We start from the raw sequence: 24,637 nt of genomic DNA, 5'->3' as shown, positions 1-24,637 counted from the left end.
TCAACCCACTCAGCTCCCCTTGTCGTTTCTGCTGGAAGAACAGGACGTACGACGGGCGGCACCGTGCCGCCCGTCAACCTGTGCGGCGTTCATGGGCAGGTGCGGGGACGGCGCTGCAGGGCTATCTCCGTGAGCTCGTCGATGTCGAACTCCGAGCGGCAGTTCGGCGCGCCGTAGCGGGTGATCTTCCCGCGGCTCACCCACTTGCGGATGGTCGCCTCGGACACCCCCACGGCGAGCGCCGCCACATTCGTGGGGACGAGCCTGTGACGCGGCGGTTTCATCATGCGGTGACACCCTTTCGCTGCTGCTCCATGAGCCGCCTCAGGTTCAGCCATTCGTGCATTTCCCAGGAATGTCCGGCGGAGCATTCGATGCTGCCGTTACCGGTGACCCCGCCATTCAGCGCGGGCCTCATCGTTCCTTCGCAGTCGTCCATGGCGCACTTTCGGACGAGGGCGTTCATGCCGCTGGGATCGGGGTCGATCGTGCCGCGCAACTCGGCGACGAGGCCCTCGATCTCGTCCGCGAAATCGGCGGCCGGCGGCTGGGCCGCGAGCCACTCCAGATGCCGTGAGAGAAACCTCGACAACTGCGGAACGGAATGCGCCGGGGCCGGGACTCCCCGCTGCTCCACGACGATTTCCGACCAGGAACCGAGGGTCTCGAGGATGTTGTGCCGGGCGTCCAGCACCGAGATGTTCAGGTAGTCCCGTCGCGCGCTTCCCGACACCTTGGTCGGGTTGGTCCGCCGGGATATCGGCGACACGTGGTGCAGGCTCTCCCGGTGCAGCCCGGGCAGCGCGCGCAGATCACGCTCCACCTGACCCAGACAGTCGGCGCACAGCAGCGACCCGGTACCGGTGCGCCGCTCGTGATCGTGGCTCCTGGGGCACGGGCCGGCGTTCATCGAATCTCCTTCACGAGGCGGATCGCCCTCCGCGACCTTCGTGAAATTCCATGCGTTTTCCATGTCCCGTACCCCCGTCGATTTCCCAACTCCCGCGAGCGTGTGGGGCGCCCGCGGACCATCGTTTCTTCAGGGGAACTCCAGATTCCCATCCATATCCCCGGAGAGTCGGTGCGATTCCGTCCGAAGCGGAATCTGTGACGCTTTTCGATGAACGTACCGAGGACTGACCGAGGCCTGCTGGAGTCCCGATACAGCCTTCTTCGCGGCTCGCCAGGGAGCGAGGACAGACCTGATCAGGGACCCGTCTTGAGATTTCTCAAGCGGGGTTCAACCCGGATCTGAGCATTGGTTGAGTGCCTGCCCCGACCGTTGCGGAGAAAGGAGGCGCTGTGGACGGTACGCATGCAGGCGAACGCGCAGTAGGCGTCGGACTCACCGCAAGGCCGCGCACATCGGTGGCCGGTCCGAGGGTTCCGGGGGACCCGGTCTCGGCCGGCCGGCCGGACCCGCGCGACCCTGTCCTGTCCATCGGGGGCGGAGCGACCGGGCTCTTGCAGGTCTGTCTCGTCGGCGCCGGGCCGCGCGGCCTTTCCGTACTGGAACGGCTCTGTGCCCAGGAGCGGAAGTCGCCGCGCTGGGACGCCGTCACCGTCCACGTCGTCGACCCGGACCCGCCGGGCGCGGGACGCGTGTGGCGCCCGACGCAGTCCCGGCACCTGCTGATGAACACCGTGGCCTCGCAGGTCACGGTCTACACCGACGCAAGCGTCCGCATCGACGGCCCGCTGGACGAGGGGCCGAGCCTGTACGAGTGGGCCAAGGCCCTGGCCTCCAGCACCCTGGAGCCCGGCGCGGAATGCGGCTACGACGACGCCCTCGCCGAGGCCGGCCGTCTCGGCCCCGACAGCTATCCCACGCGCGCCCTCTACGGCTCCTATCTCACCTGGGCGTTCCAGCAGGTCGTCGCCGACGCCGCCGCCCACGTGACGGTGCTGACACACCCGACGCGCGCCGTCGCCCTTGAGGACGAGACCGTCCGGACGGGACCGCAGACCGTGGTCCTGGAGGACGGCACCCGGCTCACCGGTCTGTCCGCGGTCGTCCTCGCCCAGGGCCATGTGCCGGTCCACCTCTCCGACACGGAAGCCGAGTTGACGGCCTACGCCGAAGGCAACGGCCTGATCTACCTGGCCCCGTCCAACCCGGCCGACGTGGATCTGTCAGGCATCGGCCCCGGTGAGCCCGTACTGCTGCGCGGACTCGGGCTCAACTTCTTCGACTACCTCGCGCTGTTCACCTACGGCAGGGGCGGTGTCTTCACCCGTGTCGACGGCCGCCTGGTCTACCGGCCCTCCGGCCGCGAACCCCGCCTGTACGCCGGCTCCCGGCGCGGTGTGCCCTACCAGGCGCGCGGCGAGAACGAGAAGGGCGCCCACGGCCGCCACCGCCCCCGGCTGCTGACCACCGGCTACATCGCCGAGTTGCGCGCACGCGCCCCGCACAGCGGAGCCATCGACTTCGCCGCCGACCTGTGGCCGCTCGTGTCCAAGGAGGTGTGCGGTGTCTACTATGCGGCGCTGCTCACCGCACGCGGCGAAGCCGCGGACGCCGTCGACACCTTCGTCGAGGCCTATCTGCACGCCGAACCCGGCCCCGAGGAGGACCGCCTCCTCGACGCCACCCGGATCCCCGCCGTCGAACGCTGGGACTGGGAGCGCGTCGCCCGCCCCTACGGCAACCGCGTCTTCACCGACCAGGCCGCCTTCCGGGCCTGGCTGCGCGGGCACCTCGACGACGACGTCCGCCTGGCCCGCCAGGGCAATGTCAGCGGACCCGTCAAGGCCGCCCTCGACGTCCTGCGGGACCTGCGCAACGAGCTGCGGCTCGCCGTCGACCACGCGGGCCTGACCGCCGAGTCCCACCGGGACCACCTCGACGGCTGGTACACCCCGCTCAACGCCTACCTCTCCATCGGCCCGCCCGCCTCCCGCATCGAGGAGATGGCCGCGCTCATGGACGCCGGCATCCTCGATGTGACCGGCCCCGGCCTGCGCGTCGCCGCCGACGGGGACGACCCGCTCGGCCCCTGCTTCACGGCGACCTCGAGCGCGCTACCGGACGTGCGGATACGGGCCACCGTCCTCATCGAGGCGCGGCTGCCCGAGATCGACCTCCGGCGCACCGCGGACCCGCTGATGAGCCGGCTGCTGGACACCGGACAGTGTCAGCCGTTCCGTGTTCCCGCCGCGGACGGCGGCCCGGGCGGCGCCTACGAGACCGGCGGCCTCGCCGTCTCCGAGCGGCCCTACCACCTTCTCGACGCCCAAGGCGCCCCGCACCCACGGCGCTTCGCCTACGGCGTGCCCACCGAGTCGGTGCACTGGGTGACCGCCGCGGGCATCCGGCCCGGCGTCGGCTCGGTCACCCTGGAGGACTCGGACGCCATCGCGGCGGCCGTCCTGGCCCAGCCCGAACTCCCCACGCGGACAGGGGAGTCGGCCACTGCCACCCCGGACCCCGCGATCCCGGAACCCGCCCACACGAAGGCGAACGCATGACGTCCCGCTACGAGACTCCCTACGAGACCCCCTACGAGACCTCACGGACGCACACCCTCTCCGCCCACCTGGACGCGGGGCTCCTCTCCCCGGTCCGGGCGGGCACCGAGGCCGAGGCGGCCGTCGGCGACAGCGCCTGGCTGCAGGCGATGCTCGACGCGGAGGCGGGCCTGGCCCGCGCCCAGGCCCGCTGCGGCACCATCCCCGCCCAGGCGGCCGCGGCCATCACCGCCGCGGCCCGCGCCGACCTGCTCGACGTACGCGAACTGGCCCTGGCCGCGCGGGAGACCGCGAACCCGGTCGTGGGCCTGGTCAAGGCGCTCACCGCGGTCGTCGCCGAACGCTCCCCGCAGGCCGCCGAGTATGTGCACCGCGGCTCCACCAGCCAGGACGTCTTCGACACCGGCGCGATGCTGGTGGCCCAGCGGGCGCTGCGGCTGATCGTCCGCGACCTGCGGTCGGTCGCCGTCGCGCTGGGCCACCTTGCCGCCGCCCACCGGGACACGGTGACGGCGGGCCGCACCCTCGCCCTGCACGCCGTACCCACCACCTTCGGGCTGAAGGCGGCCGGCTGGCGGCAACTGGTCCTCGACTCCGTCGAACGCCTGGAACGGGTGGAGCTCCCGATCGCGCTCGGCGGCGCGGCCGGCACCCTCGCCGGCTACCTCCAGTACGCCGGTGAGGGCGCCGACCCCGCGACCGTGCTCGACGAACTCGGCGCCGCCTTCGCCGACGAGACCGGTCTGGCCGTGCCCCCCCTGCCCTGGCACGCGCTGCGCACCCCGGTCGCCGACCTCGGTGCCGCGCTCGCCCACACCACCGGCGCCCTCGGCAAGATCGCCGCCGATGTGCTGGTCCTCACCCGGACCGAGGTGGGCGAGGTCGCCGAGCCCGCGGTCACCGGACGGGGCGTCTCCTCGGCGATGCCGCACAAGCGCAACCCGGTGCTCGCCACCCTGATCCGCTCGGCCGCGCTCCAGGTCCCCGCCCTGGCCACCGTATTGCTGCAGGCCCTGCCCACCGAGGACGAACGGTCGGCCGGGATGTGGCACGCGGAGTGGCAGCCGCTGCGCGAGGCCCTGCGGCTGACCGGGGGCGCCGCGCACACGGCCGTCGAACTCGCCCGCGGGCTCACGGTGCGCCCGGAGCGGATGCGCGCCAACCTCGCCGCGACCGGCGGACAGCTCGTCTCCGAACGCGTCTCCGCCGTCCTCGCGCCGCGCCTGGGCAAGACGGCCGCGAAGGAACTGCTCACCCAGGCCTCGATGCTGGCCTCCCGCACCGGCCTCCCCCTGGCCGACGTCCTGGCCGACCTCCCCCAGCTCGCCGGCCTCCTCACCCGAGAGGAGGCGACCGCCCTCCTCGACCCGGCCGGCTACACCGGCCTCGCCGGCCCTCTCGTGGACCGGGTCCTGACGCCCCCGGACCACGCTCGGACCCCGTCGCCCTGACGGCGGGAACGATGGTGCGTACGGCGCGGGCGACGTCGTACGCACCATCGGGGTGCGGTGCCGCCATCGTCGTACGGCCATGGGTCCGCGGCGATATCGGCGCCGTTGCTCGAGTCCTCCTCGAATGCCGCTCAAGGCGCCGTCGAAGGCGGTCGCGTCGGCTGCCGCGCGGCGCATGATGCAAGGACAACGCACAGGGGAGGCGGCCGAGTTGGATCTGGACGCGCGTGTTGTCGACAGGGGCGGCGGCCACGGCCACGCCGTGGTGATCGGCTCCGGCCTCGCCGGGCTCACCGCGGCGCGTGCATTGGCGGGCCTCATGGACCGGGTCACCGTGATCGAACGCGACTGGCTGCCCCGCGGCCCCGGCCGTCGCCGGGGTGTGCCCCAGGCACGCCATACCCACACCCTGACGACCACCGCCCACGAAGGCCTGGAGCGGCTGTTCCCCGGTATCCGCCACGACCTCGTGCGGGCCGGCGCGGTCCACGTCCGCGTCCCCGCGGACCTGCTGACGCTCGGCCCGGCCGGCTGGCTGCCCCGCTTCGACGCGGGTCTGTCCCGGTTCAGCGCCGGCCGCGACCTGATCGACGCGGTGGTACGGGACCGGGTGCGCGCCGACCCCAAGGTGGCCTTCCTGCCCGACCACGAGGTCGTCGCCCTCCAGCCCGGCCCCCAGGACACCGTCGCCGGCGTATGGGTGCGCGCCCGGGACCGGCGGTCACCGGACGGCTTCGCACCCCGGCGGCTGATGTCCGCCGAGTTCGTGGTGGACGCCTCCGGACGTGGCTCCCGCGTCCCCGAGTGGCTCGCCGAACTCGGCTACGAACCGCCGCGGGAGACCGTGTCCGGCACCGCGACGACCCACGCCACCACCCTCTACGCCCCACCCGTCGGCCATGTCGCCGACTTCGAGGGCGTGTTGCTCATGCCCGCGCCCGACGATCCCCGCCGGGCCGTGCTCAGCCCCGTCGAAGGCGGCCGCTGGTCGGTCACGATCAGCACCGGCACAGGCACCGGTGACGGCAGCGGCCCGCCCACCGACCACACCCAACTCCTCGACGCCGCCGGTGCCCTGCGCGACCCGCTGCTGCGCGACCTCATCGCGAACGCCACCCCGCTCGGCCCCGTCTACACCTGCCGCACCGGAAGCCGCCTACGGCACTACGAGAAACTGCGCCGCTTCCCCGACCAGTTACTCGTCGTCGGTGACGCCCTCGCCACCCTCGACCCGGCCCACGGCCACGGCATGACCCTCGCCGTGGAGTGCGCCCTCGTCCTCGAACAGGTGCTCACCGCCCACGGCACGGCCGTCGGTGTCGGCCACCGGCTGCGCCGGGCGCTGGCCCACCGCCTCGCCCCCGCCTGGCGGCCGGTCACCGGCCCGCCGGATCCGCAGGACGGCCTGCGCGCACGGCTCGGCAGACGGTACGTGTCCCGGCTCGCCGTCGCCGCGACCACCGACCGGCAGGCCGCCACCGAACTGCTCACCGCGCACGAGACCCTCGCCCCACCCGCCGCCCGCGCCCTGTGGGCCACGCTGCGCCCCCGGGCCGAGACCGCCCTGCCGCCGCCGCCCACCGCCACCCACGGCCCCGACGCCCGCCGACGCCGCCCCGCCGCGCCGACGGCGCCCGTCATCGGCGTCACCACCGGCTCCGTACGGCCCCGGCCCACCGGCTCCTCGGCCCACTGGCTCGCCGTGACCCCGGCCGCAGAGCGACGGCGACCGTGAGGACAATCGTGAACAGGCCCTGCCTTCAAGCCACTTGGCGCGTTCAACGCCGTCGCGGCCGACAACACGCGCTCCTACGCTCGGCCTCATGACTGAGGTGGAGCAACCAGCCGACCACACAGAGCACGTGCGGCCGCAGATCCGACAACTCTCTCAAGGATCCCTTGAGTTGCCACTTGAGTATCACTTGAGCGCGGTTGTTCGGTCTTGCCGCGCATCGATAGCGTTTCACCTGCTCCAGGGCACGGGCCCGCTTGCGCCGCGGCAGGCCACCTCCATGATCGGCCGGTCGCCGGCCGTACCGGGTGTGCCTGTGACGGCCGAGCGGCGAGGGGAGGGCGCGCGGGTATGAGCACGACCGAGAGGGCGCCACACAGTGTGCGCACCACACCACCGAGGGGCGAGCGGATAGCCGACTGGGCGGACGGACGGCTCGGGATCTACAGCCTCCGGTTCCTGCTCCGCAAGGTGTTTCCCGACCACTGGTCGTTCATGTTCGGCGAGATCGCGCTCTACAGCTTCATCGTGCTGATCCTCACCGGCGCCTGGCTCACCCTGTTCTTCGACCCGAGCATGAGCGAGACCGTCTACCACGGGTCGTACGTCCCGCTCCAGGGCATCCCGATGTCCCAGGCGTACGCCTCCACCCTCGACATCAGCTACGAGATCCGCGGCGGCCTGTTCGTCCGTCAGCTGCACCACTGGTCGGCGCTGATCATGATCGCCGCACTGTGCGCGCACACGCTGCGGCACTTCCTGACCGGCTCGTTCCGCAAGCCGCGCGAAGTCAACTGGCTGATCGGCTTCATCATCCTGGTCCTGGTCACCCTGGAGGGCTTCGTCGGCTACTCGCTCCCCGACGACCTGCTCTCCGGCACCGGCCTGCGCATCGCCGAAGGCGTCACGCTCGCCATCCCGGTGGTCGGCACCTATCTGACGCTGTTCCTGTTCGGCGGCGAATACCCGGGAACCGACATCATCCCGCGGTTCTACAGCATCCACATCCTGCTGATCCCGGGCATCGTGCTGGCGCTCACCGCGGCCCACCTGATCCTGGTCTTCTACCACAAGCACACCCAGTTCCGAGGCCCCGGCCGCACCGAGAACAACGTCGTCGGCCAGCCCCTGATGCCGCACTACACGGCCAAGGCAGGCGGGTTCTTCTTCCTCGTCTCCGGTGTGCTCGCCCTGCTGGCGGGCATCGTCCAGATCAACCCGATCTGGACCTACGGCCCCTACCGCGCCGACCAGATCTCCCAGGGCTCCCAGCCCGACTGGTACATGGGCTTCCTCGAAGGCGCCCTGCGCGCCATGCCCGCCTGGGAGTTCGTCCTGCCCGGCGGCTACACCGTCAACATGAGCGTCCTGCTCCCGGCGGTCATCCTGCCCGGCGTCATGATCATGGTCTTCGCCGCGTGGCCGTTCCTGGAAGCATGGATCACCGGCGACAAACGGGAACACCACCTCCTGGACCGGCCGCGCGAACAGCCCACCCGCACCGCGTTCGGCCTCGCCTTCGTCAGCTTCTACCTGGTGCTGTTCTTCGGCGGCGCCAACGACGTCCTGGCCCAGCAATTCCATCTGTCCCTGAACCAGATCACCTGGGCGGTACGGATCGGCCTCTTCGCCGTCCCGGCACTGACGTACGTCATCACCCGGCGGATCTGCCTCGGACTGCAGCGGCGCGACCGCGACAAGCTGCTCCACGGCCGCGAGACCGGCCGCATCAAGCGGCTGCCGCACGGCGAGTTCGTCGAGATCCACGAGCGCCTCGACCGCGAGACCGAGTACACCCTGCTGTCCAGGGAGATGCCCGAGGTCCTGCCGGCCCCCGAGGCCACCGACGCCGACGGCGTGCCCAACCCGCAGTTCGGCAAGGAGAAGCGACGCCATCTGCTCAGCCGCTGGCTGTCCGGCGGCCAGATCGCCAGGCCTTCCCACGAGGAGATGCGGCACGCCCTGGAACACCTCGACCCCGACCACGCACCCTCGCCCAACGGCCACGCCGCCCTCGAAGAGCGCGAGCAGGACCCGCACCAGAGCCGACAGGTGCACTGACCCGGGGCACGAGCGGAGCACCGGGTCGGCATGAGAAGGCGGCGCGAGTGATCAGAGGACGGATCACCCGCGCCGCTGTCGTTTTCCTGCCCTTGTCCTCCGGCAGCCGTGCCGGAGCATCCACGGAGGCCCGATGAGCCGAACCGCACGGCACCGGGACGAGCCCCGGGCCGCGTCCATCACCCGGGCCCGCCCCGGGCTGACCCAGGATCTGCGCGGCCGTCAGCGCCGCTACGTCACCGCCATGCTGGTGCGCACCGCCTGCGTCGTCGTGATGGCGCTCACCTGGAACCGCTGGCCGGCCGTCGCGGTCTGCGCCCTGGCCGGCGGGGTCCTCATCCCGTACGTCGCGGTCGTCGTCGCGCAGGCGGGCTGGCGCCAGCAACGCGGCGTGCGGCCCGAACTGGCCCGCCCGGTCACCGAACCCGCTGAACCCGCTCCCCGGGTCGTCCTCGAACCCACCCTGGTCCTGCCACCGGAACAGAACACGGCGGCCTGACCCGCGACACACGAAAAGCGCCGGACCGGACACCTCGATCGAGACGTCCGGTCCGGCGCTTCTCGTATGCCGGCGCTCTCCGCTCAGCGCGCCCGATCGGCCTCGCGGAGGATCGCGCAGGCCTCGGCCACCGGATCGGCGTGCCCGCCGGGGTGGACGACCAGGTGGAGGCGGTGCGCCCGTCCGTCGTGGACGTCGAGCACCATGGCGTGCAGCACGGCGCCGTCCCGGTCGCGGAAGACCCAGCCGGGCCGGTCGCCCACCAAGGACTCGTCCAGGGTGATGCCCACCCGCGCGAGCGGCGGCACGATCGCCGAGAGCACCCGTGCGACGTTCTCGGCACCGGTCACACATGCGGGCCACGGCAGCGGTTCGCGCCCGCCGTCGCTGACCGCCGAGACGGCGCCGAGAAGCTGACGGCAGGCCTCCTCGGAACACCCGAGGGCCGCCGCGATCTGCTCCTCACCGCACCCGAACGCCTCACGCAGCACGAACACCGCGCGCTCCAGCGGGGACAGCCGCTCCAGCACCATCAGCGCCGACAACGACAGCGAGTCCGCCAGCTCCGCCGGCCGGTCCGGGTCCTTCGGCCCGCTGTCGGCGAGCAGCGGCCCGACGAGCTCGCCACGCGCCACGCGGGCCGACTGCAGGGCCCTGACCGCGATCCGGGTGACCTCGGCCGCCAGATGCCCCTCGACCGACACGGGTTGCGCCGGCGTGGCCATCCAGTGCAGCCGGGCCGCCTGCACCGTGTACTGGGCCGCGCGTGCGTCCCCCAGGATCCGGTAGGCGATCGCGAACAGCAGGGGCCGCAGCTTCGTGAACTCGTCGATTCTGCTCACAGCGGCTCCTCGGGAATGACCGCGGGCGTCCCGCCGCCGGTTCCGTTCACTGGATGGGGGGCGTGCCCGCCGCCAGGGGGGTGACGGACGGGCACGCCTCGGGGGAGTGGGGGGATCCCAGCTCACTGTAAGAGCCGCCGAGCCTCAATTTCTCGGCCGGCAGCGGAAGTTCGAGCTCCATTGCAGTCAGGATCCACTGCAGGGAGGGCGTACGGCATATCTGTCAATGGGACTCGACTGCATTTCAAGGGAATCCACCAATACTCGGCAATCAGACTTCGACTCCGATTCCGACTCCGAAGACAATCAGGGAAGTTGACGCAATGACGAGCACTCGAACCAGCCCCGTTCAGGCCGTCGAGGACGCGCTCCGCCGGTTCTTCGCCGACCGCCGGGACGAGGCCGCGGCGATCGGCCCGGCCTGTGTCGACGCGGTCACCGAGCTGGAGACGTATGTACTGCGCGGCGGCAAGCGCGTCCGCCCGACCTTCGCCTGGCTCGGCTGGCTCGGTGCCGGAGGCGACGAGAGCGCCGACGGTGCCACGGCCGAGGCGGTGGCCCGCGTCGGGGCCGCCCTGGAGCTGTTCCACGCCGCCGCCCTGATCCACGACGACGTCGTCGACGCCGCCCTCACCCGCCGCGGCGCCCCCGCCGCCCACGTGATGTTCGCGGGCCTGCACCGGGACCGCTGCTGGAACGGCGACGCGGAACTCTTCGGCACGGGCGCGGCGATCCTGACCGGAGACCTCGCCCAGGGCTGGGCCGAGGACCTCGTCCACACCTCCGGGCTGCCGGCACCGGCGCTGGCGAGGGTGGTCCCGGTCTGGTCGGCCCTGCGCACCGAGGTGCTCTGCGGCCAGCTGCTCGACGTGACGGCCGAGGCGGCGGGCGAGGAGGACATCGACACACCCCAGCGGGTCAACCAGTACAAGACGGCCTCGTACACGGTGGAACGCCCGCTGCACATCGGCGCCGCCATCGCCGGCGCGGACGCGGAACTCGTCGCCGCCTACCGCACGTTCGGGCGTGACATCGGCGTCGCCTTCCAGCTGCGCGACGATCTGCTGGGTGTGTTCGGCACCCCCGAGGAGACCGGCAAGCCGTCCGGCGGCGACCTGATCCAGGGCAAGCGCACCGTGCTGTTCGCGGCGGCGCTGCGATACGCCGACGAACGCGACCCGGACGCCGCGAAGTTCCTCAGGACGAAGATCGGCACACCGGTCACCGACGACGAGCTCACCGCGATGCGTGCCGTCATCACCGACGTCGGCGCGGTGGACCACGTGGAGCGCGACATCACCCGGCGCACCGAGCGCGCCCTCGCCGCACTGCGGTCGAGCAGCGCCACCGACTACGCGAAGGACGAACTGACCGCGATGGCGATCAGCGCGACACAGCGGACGTCGTAACCCTTGGGAATTGCTCAACTCCCGCTCTATAAACGCCCCTTGGGTGACTCAGGTCACCTTGGGGGCGCTTGGCTTTCGCATTAGATGCGTGTCACAATTTTTGCACGTCCTCCCTGCCCGAAAACGCTTCCACGGCAGTGAGTTGATGTCGTATCCGCCGGTTCGTAGAGGCAAGCCCGCGTCGCTGCCCTCCCGGCTCAGCTCCCCTTTCGCCACCGTATTTCGATCTGTGGAGAACGCATGCCTATGAGCAGGTTGCGCTGGCTGACCGCGGGGGAGTCCCACGGTCCCGCACTCGTCGCGACGCTGGAGGGTCTTCCCGCCGGCGTGCCGATCACCACGGGGATGGTGGCGGATCACCTGGCCCGGCGGCGCCTCGGTCATGGGCGCGGTGCGCGGATGAAGTTCGAGCGTGACGAGGTCACCTTCCTCGGTGGCGTCCGGCACGGTCTCACTCTCGGCTCGCCGGTCGCGATCATGGTGGGTAACACCGAGTGGCCCAAGTGGGAGCAGGTCATGGCTCCCGACCCCATCGATCCGGAGATCCTGGCCGGACTCGCCCGCAACGCCCCGCTGACCCGGCCGCGCCCCGGCCACGCCGACCTGGCGGGCATGCAGAAGTACGGCTTCGACGAGGCCCGCCCGATCCTGGAGCGTGCCTCGGCCCGCGAGACCGCGGCGCGGGTGGCGCTGGGCGCGGTGGCCCGGTCGTATGTCAAGGAGACGGCCGGTATCGAGATCGTCTCGCACGTCGTGGAGCTGTGTTCCGTGAAGGCCCCGCAGGGTGTGTACCCCACGCCGGCCGACGTCGGGAAGCTGGACGCCGACCCGCTGCGCTGCCTCGACGCGGATGCGTCGAAGGCGATGGTCGCCGAGGTGGACCAGGCTCACAAGGACGGTGACACCCTCGGTGGTGTGGTCGAGATCCTGGCCTACGGCGTTCCGGTGGGCCTCGGTTCGCATGTGCACTGGGACCGCAAGCTGGATGCCCGTCTGGCCGGTGCGCTCATGGGGATCCAGGCCATCAAGGGCGTCGAGCTCGGTGACGGTTTCGAGCTGGCGCGGGTGCCCGGCTCCCAGGCGCACGACGAGATCGTGAAGACCGACGACGGCATCCGGCGCACCTCCGGCCGCTCCGGCGGTACCGAGGGCGGTCTGAGCACGGGCGAGCTGCTGCGTGTACGTGCCGCGATGAAGCCGATCGCGACCGTCCCGCGTGCCCTGCAGACCGTGGACGTCACCACCGGTGAGGCCACCCAGGCCCATCATCAGCGCTCGGACGTGTCCGCGGTGCCGGCGGCGGGCATCGTCGCCGAAGCCATGGTGGCCCTGGTCCTCGCGGACGCGGTCGCGGAGAAGTTCGGCGGTGACTCGGTGCCCGAGACCCGCCGCAACGTCCAGTCGTACCTCGAGAACCTGGTCATCCGATGACCGGTCCGCAGATGGTGCTGGTCGGTCCGATGGGCGTGGGCAAGTCCACCGTCGGGCAGCTGCTGGCCGGGCGGCTCGGGGTCGGCTACCGGGACACCGACGACGACATCGTCGCCGCGCAGGGCCGGGCCATCGCGGAGATCTTCGTCGACGAGGGCGAGCCGGTCTTCCGGGCGATCGAGAAGGCGGCCGTGCGCACGGCGCTGGCCGAGCACGACGGTGTCCTCGCGCTGGGCGGCGGCTCGGTCCTCGACGAGGACACACGGGCGCTCCTGGCCGGGGAGCGGGTCGTCTACCTCTCGATGGACGTCGAGGAGGCGGTCCAGCGCACCGGCCTGAACGCTGCCCGTCCGCTGCTCGCGGTCAACCCGCGCAAGCAGTGGCGCGAGCTGATGGAGGCACGGCGGCACCTGTATGAGGGGGTCGCCACGGCGGTGGTCGCCACGGACGGCCGTACGCCCGAAGAAGTCACCCAAGCCGCCCTGGACGCACTGGAGTTGAAGGAAGCATGAGCGAGGCAGCGACGCGGATCCAGGTCGGCGTCCATCCCGAGGCGCTCGCCGAGACCGGTGAGGCGCTGCGGGCCGACCTTGCCGAGCAGGGCTTCGAGACCTGCCGCAACGTCCGGTAGTACCTCGACAACCTGCGCATCAGCTGAACGTTCCCCGCAGCCGCACCTTCCCCGCATGGCTGCGGCTTCTTCCGGCCCATCCGCGGCCGCACCTTTCCCGTAACGACCTTTTCCGAGCACACCTACAGGGGTTAACCATGTCCGAATCCGTAGACACCAAGGCGGTATCCGCCGAGTTCACCGACGCGTCGGAACTGCGGCGCAGCAACCGCGCCATCGTCGAGCAGTACATGAACACCCTGGGGCAGGACCGGCTGCGCCGGCACGAGCTGTTCACCGAGGACGGCGTCGGCGGACTGTGGACCACCGACACCGGCTCGCCCGTCGCCACCCACGGCCGGGACCGGCTCGGCGAGCACGCCGTGTGGTCCCTGAAGTGCTTCCCGGACTGGGAGTGGTTCAACGTCCGGATCTTCGAGACGGACGACCCCAACCACTTCTGGGTCGAGTGCGACGGCCGCGGAAAGATCCGCTTCGGGGACTACCCCGAGGGCTTCTACGAGAACCACTTCCTGCACTCCTTCGAGTTCGAGAACGGGAAGATCAAGCGGCAGCGCGAGTTCATGAACCCGTTCCAGCAGCTGCGCGCCCTGGGCATTCCGGTCCCCGAGATCAAGCGCACCGGAATCCCCACCTGACGACGCCCCCTGACACCAACGACCCCACCGCTGGATCGGAGAACGGCATGAACGAAGTCGTGAAGGACGTCACCCGGGACATCCGTGTCCGCGAGGCGCTGCAGCAGCCCGAATGGAGTGACCTCTTCCAACTGAGCCGGGTCGGCGAGGCACTCGCCTCCCGTCCCACCCTCGTACAGCCCGACGACGTGGCCACCATGCGCACCCTGCTCGGCCGGGTCGCGAGCGGCGAGGCCCTGGTCGTGCAGTCCGGGGACTGCGCCGAGGACCCGCAGGACTGCACCCCCGAGCACGTCGCCCGCAAGGTCGCCGTCCTCGACCTGCTCGCCGGGGCGCTCGGCCTGATCACCGGCAAGCCCGTGCTGCGCGCCGGTCGCATCGCGGGGCAGTTCGCCAAGCCCCGCTCCAAGCCCACCGAGATCATCGACGGAGTCGAACTCCCTTCGTTCCGAGGGCACATGGTCAACGCCCCCGAGGCGGACGCCGAGAGCCGCCGCGCCGACCCGCTGCGCATCCTCACCGGCTACATGGCCGCCAGCGATGTCGTCGACCACCTCGGCTGGCGTGAGCGCGGCGCGGGCCGCGACGTCGTCGGCCCTCGCGTGTGGACCAGCCACGAGGCGCTGCTCCTCGACTACGAGGTGCCCATGCTCCGCGTGGACGAGCAGGGCCGGCTGTTCCTCGGCTCGACCCACTGGCCGTGGATCGGCGAGCGCACCCGCCAGGTCGACGGCTCCCACGTCGCCATGCTCGCCCAGGTCAGCAACCCGGTCGCCTGCAAGGTCGGGCCCTCGATGGAGCCCGAGGAACTGCTGGCGCTGTGCGAGCGGCTCGACCCGTGGCGCGACCCGGGCAAGCTCACCCTGATCGCGCGGATGGGCGCCGGCAACGTCGCCGACCGGCTGCCGCGCCTGGTCGAGGCCGTGCGCGAGGCCGGCCACCCGGCGATCTGGCTGACCGACCCGGTGCACGGCAACACCGTCAACGCGCCCAGCGGCCACAAGACCCGCCTGGTGGAGACCGTCGCGCTGGAGGTCTCCCGCTTCGTGACCGCCGTACGCGACGCCGGCGGTGTCGCCGGCGGACTGCACCTGGAGACCACGCCCGACGACGTCACCGAGTGCGCCTCCACCAAGGCCGACCTCCACACCGTCGGCGAGCGCTACACCTCCTTCTGCGACCCCCGCCTCACCCCGTGGCAGGCCATGTCCGTCATCGAGTCCTGGACCGCCTGAGCACCCACGACCCCAGCAGGAACAGGAGCCGAAGCCATGACCGGCATACCTCCCATCTCCGCGCACCCGCTGCCCACCCAGGGCGACCTGCCGCCGGCCGCCGTCGCCTGGAAGGCCGATCCCGCCCGGGCCGTCCTCCTCGTCCACGACATGCAGCGGTACTTCCTCAAACCGTTCCCCGACAGCCTCCGCGACGACCTGATACGCGGCGCGGCGCACCTGCGTGAGCGCTGCGCCGCGCTCGGCGTCCCCGTCGCCTACACCGCCCAGCCCGGCGGCATGACCGCCGAACAGCGCGGTCTGCTCAAGGACTTCTGGGGCCCCGGCATGCGCACCACGCCCGAGGACCGCCAGGTCGTCGAAGCCCTCGCCCCCGCCGAGCACGACTGGCTCCTCACCAAGTGGCGCTACAGCGCCTTCTTCAAGACCGACCTGCTCCAGCGGATGCGGGCCGCCGGCCGGGACCAGCTGATCCTGTGCGGGGTGTACGCCCACGTCGGCGTCCTCGCCACCGCCGTCGAGGCCTACACCAACGACATCCAGCCGTTCTTCGTCGCGGACGCCACAGCGGACTTCTCCCAGGAGTACCACCGCTCGGCCCTCACCTACGCCGCCGAGCGCTGCGCCCGCGTCCTCACCGCGAAAGAGGTGTTCGCATGACGTACGGCGATCTGCTCGACCAAGCGCTGAACGGGCCCGCACAGCAGCCGTACGCGCTGCTCCACCGCCCCGGCGCCACCGGCCCCGACGTCGTCGAGGTCCTGACGGGCGAGGTCTCCCTGCCCGCCACCCTCGCCGACATCGACCTCCCCGAGCACCCGGCGGCCGGCACCGGCGCCCACCACGAGGTCCTCGTCGTGCTGCCCTACCGGCAGCTCACCGAACGGGGCTTCGCCTGCTCCGACGACGGCACCCCGCTGGTCGCCATGACCGTCACCGGCCAGCAGCGGCTGCCCCTCGACGAGACCCTGGCCCGCATCCCCGACGTGCCGACCACCCTGTCCGGCGGCGACTTCGACGTCGACGACGCCGCCTACGAGGACGTCGTACGCCGCATCGTCAAGGAGATGATCGGCACCGGAGAGGGCGCGAACTTCGTCATCAAGCGCACCTTCGTCGCCGACATCACCGACTACGGCCCGGGCAGCGCCCCCGCCCTGTTCCGCCGGCTCCTCACCCGCGAGTCGGGCGCCCACTGGACGTTCCTCATCCACACCGGCACCCGCATCCTCGTCGGAGCCTCCCCCGAACGGCACGTCAGCCTCCAGGGCGGCACCGCCGTCATGAACCCCATCAGCGGCACCTACCGCTACCCCTCGTCCGGACCCACCCTCTCCGGCGTCCTGCGGTTCCTCGGCGACCGCAAGGAGACCGACGAGCTGTACATGGTCCTCGACGAGGAACTCAAGATGATGGCCCGGATCTGCCCCGGCGGCGGCCAGGTCGTCGGCCCCTACCTCAAGGAAATGGCCAAGGTCGCGCACACCGAGTACTTCATCGAGGGCCGCACCGACCGCGACGTACGCGACATCCTGCGCGAGACGATGTTCGCGCCCACCGTCACCGGCAGCCCCCTGGAGAGCGCCTGCCGCACCATCACGCAGTACGAGCCCGGCGGCCGCGCCTACTACAGCGGGGCAGCCGCCCTCATCGGGTGGGACGCGGACGGCGAGCGGGTCATGGACTCCGCGATCCTCATCCGCACCGCCGACATCAGCGCCGAGGGACGCGTCGGCATCGGCGTGGGCGCCACCATCGTGCGTCACTCCGACCCGGCGTCCGAGGCCGCCGAGACCCGCGCCAAGGCCGCCGCCCTGGTCTCCGCGTTCGGCGGCGCACCGGAGACCGAACGCTTCGCCGACCACCCCGTCGTCCGCGAGGCCCTCGGACAGCGCAACACCTCCATCGCCGACTTCTGGCTCACCGACGCCGAAGCCCGCGAGGCGGCTCGCCCCGAACTCGCCGGACGCAGCGTCCTCGTCATCGACGCCGAGGACACCTTCACCTCCATGCTGGACCAGCAACTGCGGTCCCTGGGACTGCGGGTGACCGTCAGCCGCTTCGACGAGCCCTACTCCTTCGACGGCCACGACCTCGTCGTCATGGGGCCGGGCCCGGGCGACCCGCAGGAACTCGCCCACCCCAAGATGCGGCACCTGCACACGGCCGTCGACACCCTGCTGCGCGAACGGCGCCCCTTCCTCGCCGTCTGCCTCAGCCACCAGGTCCTCGGTCTGCGCCTCGGCCTGCCGCTGCGCCGCAGGGACGTACCCAACCAGGGTGTACAGAAGTCGATCGACCTGTTCGGCGGCGCCGAACAGGTCGGCTTCTACAACACGTTCGCCCTCCTCACCGACCACGACGAGTTCCACGCGGACGGCGTCGGCCCGGTCCGGGTCAGCCGTGATCCGGCCACCGGCGAGGTGCACGCCCTGAGCGGTCCCGGCTTCGCCTCCATGCAATTCCACCCGGAATCCGTGCTCACCCGAGAGGGACCACGCATCGTGGGCACACGACTGGCCGCGCTGCTCACCCCGGCGAAGGCCGCCGGCCGGGCCTGACCGCCCCGAAGCGGTCGCGCCCCAACGGCCGGGCCGGCGCCCTCCCCCGAGCGCCGGCCCGGCATCGCCGACACCAGAACCACCGGGAGACCAGATGCATACGTACGTCGTCGTCGACGCGTTCGCGCGTGAGCCCCTCACCGGCAATCCGGTTGCGGTGTTCTTCGGGGCCGACGACCTGACCGCCGAGCAGATGCAGCGCATCGCCCGGGAGATGAACCTGTCGGAGACCACCTTTGTGCTCCGCCCCCGCCAGGACGACACCGACGCCCATGTGCGGATCTTCACCCCGGTCAACGAACTGCCCTTCGCCGGCCACCCGTTGCTGGGCACCGCCATCGCCCTCGGCGCTCGCACCGACGCCGACCGGCTGCGGATCGAGACCGCCATGGGCGTCGTACCCTTCGCCCTGGAGCGCGCCGACGGCAAGGTCGTCGCCACGAGCATGCGGCAGCCGGTGCCCGTCTGGGAGCCCTTCGACCGCACCGACGAGCTCCTCGAAGCCCTCGGCGTCCACGACTCCACGCTCCCGGTGGACATCTACCGCAACGGCCCCCGCCACGTCCTCGTCGGCTTCGAGAGCGTCGAGGCCCTCTCGAAGGTCGACCCCGACCACCGCGCCCTCGCCCGCTTCCCCGACATGGCGACCAACTGCTATGCGGGAGAAGGCAGTTCCTGGCGCAACCGTATGTTCTCGCCCGCCTACGGCGTCGTCGAGGACGCGGCCACCGGCTCCGCCGCGGGCCCCATCGCCATCCATCTCGCCCGGCACGGCCTCATCGAGTACGGGCAACGCATTCGGATCACCCAGGGCGTCGAGATCGGCCGCCCCTCACCCATGGGCGCGCTCGCCCACGGCGAGGGCGACCACGTCACCTCCGTCGAGGTCTCGGGCCCCGGAGTGGTCACCATCGAAGGGGTGCTCCATGTCTGACCTGTCCCAGCTTCACGCCACCAACGGTATGGCGGTCACCACCCGCGGCGGCACCAGCCGCTCCGAGACCCTCACCGGCAGCCTCCACGTGCCCTTCCCCGAGTTCATCGCACCCCCGGCCGAACCGATGGGCCTGCTGTCGGCCTGGCTGGAGTCCGCCGTCACCCACGGCGTCCGCGAGCCCCGCGCCATGGCCCTCGCCACCGCCGACGCCCGCGGCCGCACCTCCTCCCGCATCGTCGCCCTCACCAAGGTGACGGACACCGGCATCGTGTTCATCACCCACTCCGACAGCCGCAAGGGCCGCGAAATCGCCGAGAACCCCTGGGCGTCCGGCGTCCTGTACTGGCGCGAGACCACCCAGCAGATCACCCTCGCCGGCCCGGTCACCCAGCTCTCCGAGGCCGAGTCCGAGTCTCTCTGGTTCGCGCGAGCCGTCTTCACCCACGCCATGACGGCCGTCTCCCGGCAGAGCACGCCGCTCGACGACCTCGATCATTTCGCCCGGCTGCGCGCCGAGGCCATCGAACTCGGCGAGCCGCAGCGCCCGCTGCCCCGGCCCGCCACGTTCGTCGGCTACCGCCTCGACCCGGCGAGCGTCGAGTTCTGGGGCAACGGCGTCGACCGGCTGCACGAACGCCTCCACTATGAGCGCACGGACGGCGGCTGGCAGTTCAGCCGACTCCAGCCCTGAGCACCGGGAGCCATCATCATCTCGTCAACCGCGTCCCAGACAGCCACCGGCGCCCCGGTGTTCACCGACCGCCACGACCTGCGCGCCCGCAACCGGCAGGCCGTCGAGCAGTACATGCGCACCGGCCCCGAGGCCCGGCTCATCCGGTACACCCTCTACACCGACGACGGCACCGCGTCGCTGTTCTACACCGACATCGGCCGCCCCATCGTCGTCACCGGCCGCGAGAAGCTGAAGCGGCACGGCGAACTGTCCCTGAAGGTGCTGCCCGACTGGCAGTGGTACGACGTCCAGATCTACGAGACCCAGGACCCGTCCGTCATCTGGGTCGAGTGCGACGGCGAGGGCACGATCCGCTTCCCCGGCTATCCCGAGGGCCACTACCGCAACCATTTCATCCACGGCTTCACCCTGCACGACGGGAAGATCGCCGCCAGCCGCGAGTACACCAACCCGATCGAACACATGAAGTCGCTGAGCATCGAGACCCCGCACATCCGCCGGGACTGGATCCCCACATCCTGAACCAGTCCCCGCCTCATGGGCCGCTCACCTCACAGGTGGGCGGCCCATTTTCTGCGTTCACCATTCGATGAGGGCGAGTCCTGCGGCCATTCCGCCGCCGAAGCCGGCGAGGAGGATGAGGTCGCCGGGGTGGAGGGTGCCTGTGCGGTGGGCGGTGTCGAGGGTGATGGGGATGGAGGCGGCGCCGGTGTTGGCGTAGGTCTCGAGTGTTTTGTGCAGGGTGGCGTTGTGCAGGGCGAGTTGGGTGAAGAGGTCGTCGAGCATGACGCCGTTGGCCTGGTGGGGGATGAAGTGGCGGATGTCGTCGGGGACGACGCCGGCTTCGTGGAGGAACTGCTTGACCAACTGGGGGATGTGGTCGGCGACGAAGCGGCGGACGCCGCGGCCGTCCATGGTGAAGTACTGCTGGCCTTCTTCGAGGGCTTCGGCGGTCAGGGGGGCGCGGCTGCCGCCGCCGGGGACCCGGATCAGATCCGAGAGCTCACCGAAGGTGTGCAGGTCCAGGTGCCGGATCCGCGGGCCGCTGTCACCCTGTCCCAGGACGATGGCGCCGGCGCCGTCGCCGAACAGGACGACGGTCCTGCGGTCGGCGGGGTTGAGGATGCGGGAGTAGATGTCGGCGCCGATGACGAGGGCGTGGCCGCCCTTGCGGGTGAGCAGGTTCTCGGCTGCCGACAGTGCGAACACCTCGCCGGAGCACACGGCGTTGACGTCGAAGGCCGCTGCGCCGGTGGCGCCCAGGTTCCGCTGCACATAGGCGGCGGTGGGGGGTTGGGGCCGGTCGGGGGTGGAGGTGGCGACGACGATGACTGTCAGTTGTGCGGGGGTGATGCCTGCCGAGTCCAGTGCGGCGCGGGCTGCGGCGGTGGCCAGGTCGGAGGTTGCCTGGTCGTCGGCGGCCCAGCGGCGTTCGCGGAAGGCGGTTTTGGTGATGATCCAGTCGTTGTCGACTCCGGCCGGTGCGCCGACTTCGTCGTTGGAGACGATGCGGTCCGGTACGTAGGCACCGGTACCGATGATCCTGACGTCCTGCATGCGGCTGCCCGCCCCCTCCGTCAGCCCAGGTAGCGCTGGATCGTCGGTTTGAGGAGATCGATCAGCTCGTCCACCGGGGTGGAGGCGATCGGCTCCATCTTCACGATGTAGCGCATCAGGACGACACCCCAGACCTGGGCCGCCGCCGCGTTGACGTTGATCGCCGTGGCGCCGATCGTCTCCGCCGCCTGGTAGATGTCCATGTCGGCGATGCCGATCGACTTGCCGACCTGCGCGAACAGCTGGTTGGTGAGGAAGGCGCGCATCTGGTCGGCGCCCTCTTCGCTGTTGACCGCGGCGGTCAGGAGCCCGAGCAGCCTGGGCCGCACCTGCGGGTCCTCCCACAGTACGAAGGCCGCGCGGAGAAGGTTCTCGGCGAGTTCGTCACGCGCCCCGGCGAGCGCGTTCGCACCGGCGTCACCGAGTGCGCCACCCAGCGAGTCCAGGGCCGAGCGCTCCTTGATCTCCATGGCTTCCGACATCTTTCCTCCCGGTGTTTTGGTAACGGCGTTTCAGTAGCGGTTTTGCAGTAGCGGCGTTCGGCGGCGGTGGGGCTCCGGCGCCTCAGTCGGTGTTGGTTGCGTGGCGTAGGGCTGTGGCGCGGTTGGTGTGTTCCCAGGTGAAGTCGGGGAGTTCGCGGCCGAAGTGGCCGTAGGCGGCGGTCTGGGTGTAGATGGGGCGCAGCAGGTCGAGGTCGCGGATGATCGCGGCGGGGCGCAGGTCGAAGACGGTGGTGATGGCCCGCTCGATCCGTTCCGGGTCGACGGTGTGGGTGCCGAAGGTCTCCACGAACAGGCCGACGGGTTCGGCCTTGCCGATCGCGTAGGCGACCTGGACCTCGCAGCGCTTGGCCAGGCCGGCGGCGACGACGTTCTTGGCGACCCACCGCATGGCGTAGGCCGCCGAGCGGTCGACTTTGGAGGGGTCCTTGCCGGAGAACGCGCCGCCGCCGTGGCGGGCCATGCCGCCGTAGGTGTCGATGATGATCTTCCGGCCGGTCAGTCCGGCATCGCCCATCGGCCCGCCGATCTCGAACCGGCCGGTGGGGTTGACCAGCAGCCGGTAGCCCTCGGTCTCCAGCTTGATCCCGTCCGCGGCGAGCTGGGCCAGGACCGGCTCGACCACGTGGGTGCGGATGTCGGGGGTGAGCAGGGCATCGAGGTCGATGCCGCTCGCGTGCTGGGAGGAGACCACCACGGTGTCCAGCCGGACCGGCCGGTCACCGTCGTACTCGATGGTGACCTGTGTCTTGCCGTCGGGGCGCAGATAGGCGACCGTGCCGTCCTTGCGGACCTGGGTCAGCCGGTGGGACAGCCGGTGGGCGAGCTCGATGGGCAGCGGCATCAGACTCGGTGTCTCGTCACTGGCGTACCCGAACATCAGCCCCTGGTCCCCGGCCCCCTGCCGGTCCAGGACATCGTCCTCGCCCTCCACCCGTGCTTCCCAGGCGGCATCGACGCCCTGCGCGATGTCGGGGGACTGCGCGCCGATGGAGAGGGACACCCCGCACGAGGCACCGTCGAAGCCCTTGGCCGAGGAGTCGTAACCGATGTCCAGGATCGCCTCACGCACCAGCTGGGCGATGGGCGCATACGCGGTGGTGGTGACCTCACCCGCGATATGCACCTGACCGGTGGTGATCAGGGTCTCCACCGCGACCCGGGACGTGGGGTCCTGGGAGAGCAGGGCATCCAGGACCGTGTCGCTGATCCGGTCGGCGATCTTGTCGGGATGTCCCTCGGTCACGGACTCCGAGGTGAACAGACGACGGGACATGACACTCCAAGACGTCAGTGGGTGGGTACTGAGGTGGCCGGGGAGTCCCGGCCACCTTGATCTCTCAGCGGTTCGTCAGCTGGTCCTTGAGCCGGTCGGCGAGCGCGAGCCGCTGCACCTTCAGCGTCGCGGTGCGCGGCAGCTCGGCCTCCGGGATCTGCACCGGATCGGCCAGCTGCGGGAACCTCGCGGCGGCGGCACGCCACCGGTTCTGGTCCAGCGGCTTGTCGCCGTGGGTGCAGATCACCGGAACCGCCTCGGAGTTGGGCCCCTGGACGACGACCAGCTCGCTCAGCTCGTGCAGCTCGGCGAGGACGACGTCCTCGATCTCCAGGGAACTCGTCACCCCCGGGATCATGTCGACCTCACGGTCGAGCATGTGCAGACACCCGAGCCTGGTGAAGTAGCCGACGTCGCCGGTCCCCCACCACTCGCCCTTGCGATTGGAGTCGTAGCGCCCCTGCTCGCCGTGGTACGTCTTGGCGATGCCCGGCCACGCCACCTCGATACGGCCGGGGCTCTGCTCGGTCGGGCGATGCCCGTCGCGGCTGACGACCCGCACCTTCGCCGCGCCCAGCGGCATCTGCCAGCCCACGCACCGCCCGTTCGCCTTGTGCGCGGAGTGCCGGAAGTAGGCGCGGCCGACCGCGGGGCCGACCTCGCTCTGCCCGTAGATCTGGAAGAACAGGGCGCCGCGCCGGTCGGAGGCCTTGAGGAGCTTGCTCATCGTTCCCGGGTGGATCGCGTCGAAGGTGCTGCTGAAGACCTTCACCGACCCGAAGGGCGCCCGCGGGTCCTCGGTCAGCCCCTCCCACTCCATCAGCGAGTTGGGCAGCGCCTCGATGAGGGCCGGGCGGTGCTCGATGAAGTGCTCGGCGACGACCGCGGGGTCCGTCTCCCGCAGCAGCAGGACCGGGTACTCCTTGAGCAGCGCCAGCGACATCGCCGCGACCATCCGGGAGTGCACGAACGGCACGTGGATGGCGACGCTCTCCCTCTTGCGCAGCAGGGCCAGCAGCCGCCACTGCGGTACCAGGCGGATGCCCTGGGTGCGGGGGGTGTGCACCACGAGCTTGGGGATGCCGGTGGTGCCGGAGGTGTGCGTGATGACGGCGGCCTCGTCGATCGGCCGCACCACCGGCTTCACCCGCGGGGCGCCCGCGAGTTCACCGAGCGAGATCGCGTCCGGGCGGTCGAAGGCCGAGGTGATGACGCGCTGGGTGAGATCCGCCAGGGGCACGTCGGCGAGGGTGTCGAGCTTGTTCCCGTCGGTGAGCAGCGTCGGCCGGCCGACCCGCTCCAGCAGGACACCCACGGTGGTGGGGTCCAGGGCGGGGGAGAGGTTGACGACGATCCCGCCGATACGGGAGATCGCCGCCGCCAGCATCCAGTGGTCGGCGCCCGCCGTCTTGTAGATCACGACGTGGTCGTCGGTCCGGACCCCGGCCGCCCACAGACGGGCCGCCAGGTCGTCGACGTGGTCGGCGTACTGGGCCACCGTCAGCCGACGGCCCGCCTCCGGCAGGGCGTCCAGGTCGTGGTCCAGGGTGATCGGCGTCGACGGGTTCACGGCCGCGGCCATCTCCGGCAGGAGACCGATGTGCAGGCCGCGCTTCTGTATCGACGAGTAGGCGGTTGAGCCCTTCATCGGGCTGTCTCCTTTGCGCTGGGCGATGGATGTTCGGGCTGGTCGCCGGCTCTGTGCGGGATAC

At 71.0% G+C, this 24,637-nt stretch carries 23 protein-coding genes; 16 read left to right on the top strand and 7 right to left on the bottom strand.

Annotation, left to right across the window (positions count from 1 at the left end):
* Positions 1-89: 89 nt before the first annotated feature.
* Both OHU89_RS53180 and OHU89_RS53175 read right to left on the bottom strand, forming a co-directional pair.
* Positions 90-287, bottom strand: coding sequence for a hypothetical protein (locus tag OHU89_RS53180; protein ID WP_109499984.1), 198 nt, complete (start codon positions 285-287; stop codon positions 90-92).
* The gene (locus OHU89_RS53175) at positions 284-973 is read right to left on the bottom strand and encodes a hypothetical protein (RefSeq protein WP_405655213.1); all 690 of its coding nucleotides are present in this window, start codon (positions 971-973) and stop codon (positions 284-286) included. The genes OHU89_RS53180 and OHU89_RS53175 overlap by 4 nt, the downstream gene beginning before the upstream one ends.
* Positions 974-1,434: 461 nt before the next feature.
* On the opposite strand from OHU89_RS53175, the gene OHU89_RS53170 reads away from it, so the two are divergent.
* The 5 genes from OHU89_RS53170 (at position 1,435) to OHU89_RS53150 (ending at position 9,214) form a co-directional block, all read left to right on the top strand.
* The gene (locus tag OHU89_RS53170) at positions 1,435-3,471 is read left to right on the top strand and encodes an FAD/NAD(P)-binding protein (RefSeq protein WP_405655331.1); all 2,037 of its coding nucleotides are present in this window, start codon (positions 1,435-1,437) and stop codon (positions 3,469-3,471) included.
* On the top strand, positions 3,468-4,922 hold the full coding sequence (locus tag OHU89_RS53165; protein WP_331737421.1) for an adenylosuccinate lyase family protein: 1,455 nt from the start codon (positions 3,468-3,470) through the stop codon (positions 4,920-4,922). Before OHU89_RS53170 ends, OHU89_RS53165 begins: the two co-directional genes overlap by 4 nt.
* Before the next feature lie 175 nt (positions 4,923-5,097).
* The gene (locus OHU89_RS53160; protein ID WP_405655210.1) at positions 5,098-6,657 is read left to right on the top strand and encodes an FAD-dependent monooxygenase; all 1,560 of its coding nucleotides are present in this window, start codon (positions 5,098-5,100) and stop codon (positions 6,655-6,657) included.
* Positions 6,658-7,005: 348 nt separating this feature from the next.
* Complete coding sequence (locus OHU89_RS53155) at positions 7,006-8,715, top strand: cytochrome bc complex cytochrome b subunit (RefSeq protein WP_331737417.1); 1,710 nt, start codon at positions 7,006-7,008, stop codon at positions 8,713-8,715.
* 133 nt (positions 8,716-8,848) lie between these two features.
* A complete protein-coding gene (locus OHU89_RS53150) occupies positions 8,849-9,214 on the top strand; it encodes a DUF3099 domain-containing protein (protein WP_266900316.1) in 366 nt (121 codons plus the stop codon).
* An 83-nt stretch (positions 9,215-9,297) separates the two neighbouring features.
* Here the strand turns inward: OHU89_RS53150 and OHU89_RS53145 are convergent, their stop codons facing one another.
* On the bottom strand, positions 9,298-10,056 hold the full coding sequence (locus OHU89_RS53145) for a sigma factor-like helix-turn-helix DNA-binding protein (protein WP_331737415.1): 759 nt from the start codon (positions 10,054-10,056) through the stop codon (positions 9,298-9,300).
* Positions 10,057-10,379: 323 nt separating this feature from the next.
* Between OHU89_RS53145 and OHU89_RS53140 the strand changes: the two genes are divergently transcribed.
* The 11 genes from OHU89_RS53140 (at position 10,380) to OHU89_RS53090 (ending at position 20,114) form a co-directional block, all read left to right on the top strand.
* Entirely contained in the window at positions 10,380-11,465 is a 1,086-nt protein-coding gene (locus tag OHU89_RS53140) for a polyprenyl synthetase family protein (RefSeq protein WP_331737413.1), read from the top strand.
* A 246-nt stretch (positions 11,466-11,711) separates the two neighbouring features.
* Complete coding sequence (gene aroC, locus OHU89_RS53135) at positions 11,712-12,896, top strand: chorismate synthase (RefSeq protein WP_331737411.1); 1,185 nt, start codon at positions 11,712-11,714, stop codon at positions 12,894-12,896.
* Positions 12,893-13,408 carry a shikimate kinase gene (locus tag OHU89_RS53130; RefSeq protein WP_331737408.1) on the top strand — a complete coding sequence of 172 codons (516 nt, stop codon included), beginning with the start codon at positions 12,893-12,895 and terminating at the stop codon, positions 13,406-13,408. The genes aroC and OHU89_RS53130 overlap by 4 nt, the downstream gene beginning before the upstream one ends.
* On the top strand, positions 13,405-13,527 hold the full coding sequence (locus OHU89_RS53125) for a hypothetical protein (protein ID WP_331737824.1): 123 nt from the start codon (positions 13,405-13,407) through the stop codon (positions 13,525-13,527). The genes OHU89_RS53130 and OHU89_RS53125 overlap by 4 nt, the downstream gene beginning before the upstream one ends.
* 137 nt (positions 13,528-13,664) lie before the next feature.
* On the top strand, positions 13,665-14,165 hold the full coding sequence (locus OHU89_RS53120) for a PhzA/PhzB family protein (RefSeq protein WP_331737407.1): 501 nt from the start codon (positions 13,665-13,667) through the stop codon (positions 14,163-14,165).
* 47 nt (positions 14,166-14,212) lie between these two features.
* Complete coding sequence (locus tag OHU89_RS53115; RefSeq protein ID WP_323185192.1) at positions 14,213-15,400, top strand: 3-deoxy-7-phosphoheptulonate synthase; 1,188 nt, start codon at positions 14,213-14,215, stop codon at positions 15,398-15,400.
* Positions 15,401-15,436: 36 nt separating this feature from the next.
* Complete coding sequence (locus OHU89_RS53110) at positions 15,437-16,060, top strand: isochorismatase family protein (RefSeq protein ID WP_331737406.1); 624 nt, start codon at positions 15,437-15,439, stop codon at positions 16,058-16,060.
* Positions 16,057-17,961, top strand: a complete 1,905-nt coding sequence (locus tag OHU89_RS53105) for an anthranilate synthase family protein (protein ID WP_331737403.1) — start codon at positions 16,057-16,059, stop codon at positions 17,959-17,961. The genes OHU89_RS53110 and OHU89_RS53105 overlap by 4 nt, the downstream gene beginning before the upstream one ends.
* Before the next feature lie 94 nt (positions 17,962-18,055).
* Entirely contained in the window at positions 18,056-18,895 is an 840-nt protein-coding gene (locus tag OHU89_RS53100) for a PhzF family phenazine biosynthesis isomerase (RefSeq protein ID WP_331737401.1), read from the top strand.
* Positions 18,888-19,589, top strand: a complete 702-nt coding sequence (gene phzG / locus OHU89_RS53095) for a phenazine biosynthesis FMN-dependent oxidase PhzG (protein ID WP_323185194.1) — start codon at positions 18,888-18,890, stop codon at positions 19,587-19,589. Before OHU89_RS53100 ends, phzG begins: the two co-directional genes overlap by 8 nt.
* Positions 19,590-19,646: 57 nt before the next feature.
* Positions 19,647-20,114 carry a PhzA/PhzB family protein gene (locus OHU89_RS53090; RefSeq protein ID WP_331737399.1) on the top strand — a complete coding sequence of 156 codons (468 nt, stop codon included), beginning with the start codon at positions 19,647-19,649 and terminating at the stop codon, positions 20,112-20,114.
* 57 nt (positions 20,115-20,171) lie between these two features.
* Here the strand turns inward: OHU89_RS53090 and OHU89_RS53085 are convergent, their stop codons facing one another.
* The 4 genes from OHU89_RS53085 to OHU89_RS53070 all read right to left on the bottom strand — a co-directional run bounded on the left by OHU89_RS53085 (position 20,172) and on the right by OHU89_RS53070 (position 24,573).
* Positions 20,172-21,149: a ketoacyl-ACP synthase III gene (locus OHU89_RS53085; RefSeq protein WP_331737396.1), complete on the bottom strand. Its 978-nt coding sequence runs from the start codon at positions 21,147-21,149 to the stop codon at positions 20,172-20,174.
* Positions 21,150-21,169: 20 nt separating this feature from the next.
* Positions 21,170-21,631: a hypothetical protein gene (locus tag OHU89_RS53080; protein ID WP_331737394.1), complete on the bottom strand. Its 462-nt coding sequence runs from the start codon at positions 21,629-21,631 to the stop codon at positions 21,170-21,172.
* An 82-nt stretch (positions 21,632-21,713) separates the two neighbouring features.
* Entirely contained in the window at positions 21,714-22,925 is a 1,212-nt protein-coding gene (gene metK, locus OHU89_RS53075; RefSeq protein WP_331737392.1) for a methionine adenosyltransferase, read from the bottom strand.
* A gap of 64 nt (positions 22,926-22,989) precedes the next feature.
* Complete coding sequence (locus tag OHU89_RS53070) at positions 22,990-24,573, bottom strand: class I adenylate-forming enzyme family protein (protein WP_331737389.1); 1,584 nt, start codon at positions 24,571-24,573, stop codon at positions 22,990-22,992.
* Positions 24,574-24,637: the final 64 nt, after the last annotated feature.

The sequence above is a fragment of the Streptomyces sp. NBC_00019 genome, from assembly GCF_045041015.1.
GTDB lineage: Bacteria > Actinomycetota > Actinomycetes > Streptomycetales > Streptomycetaceae > Streptomyces.
Note: the sequence above shows the minus strand (reverse complement) of the source record. Positions and strands in the feature narration are given on the sequence as shown.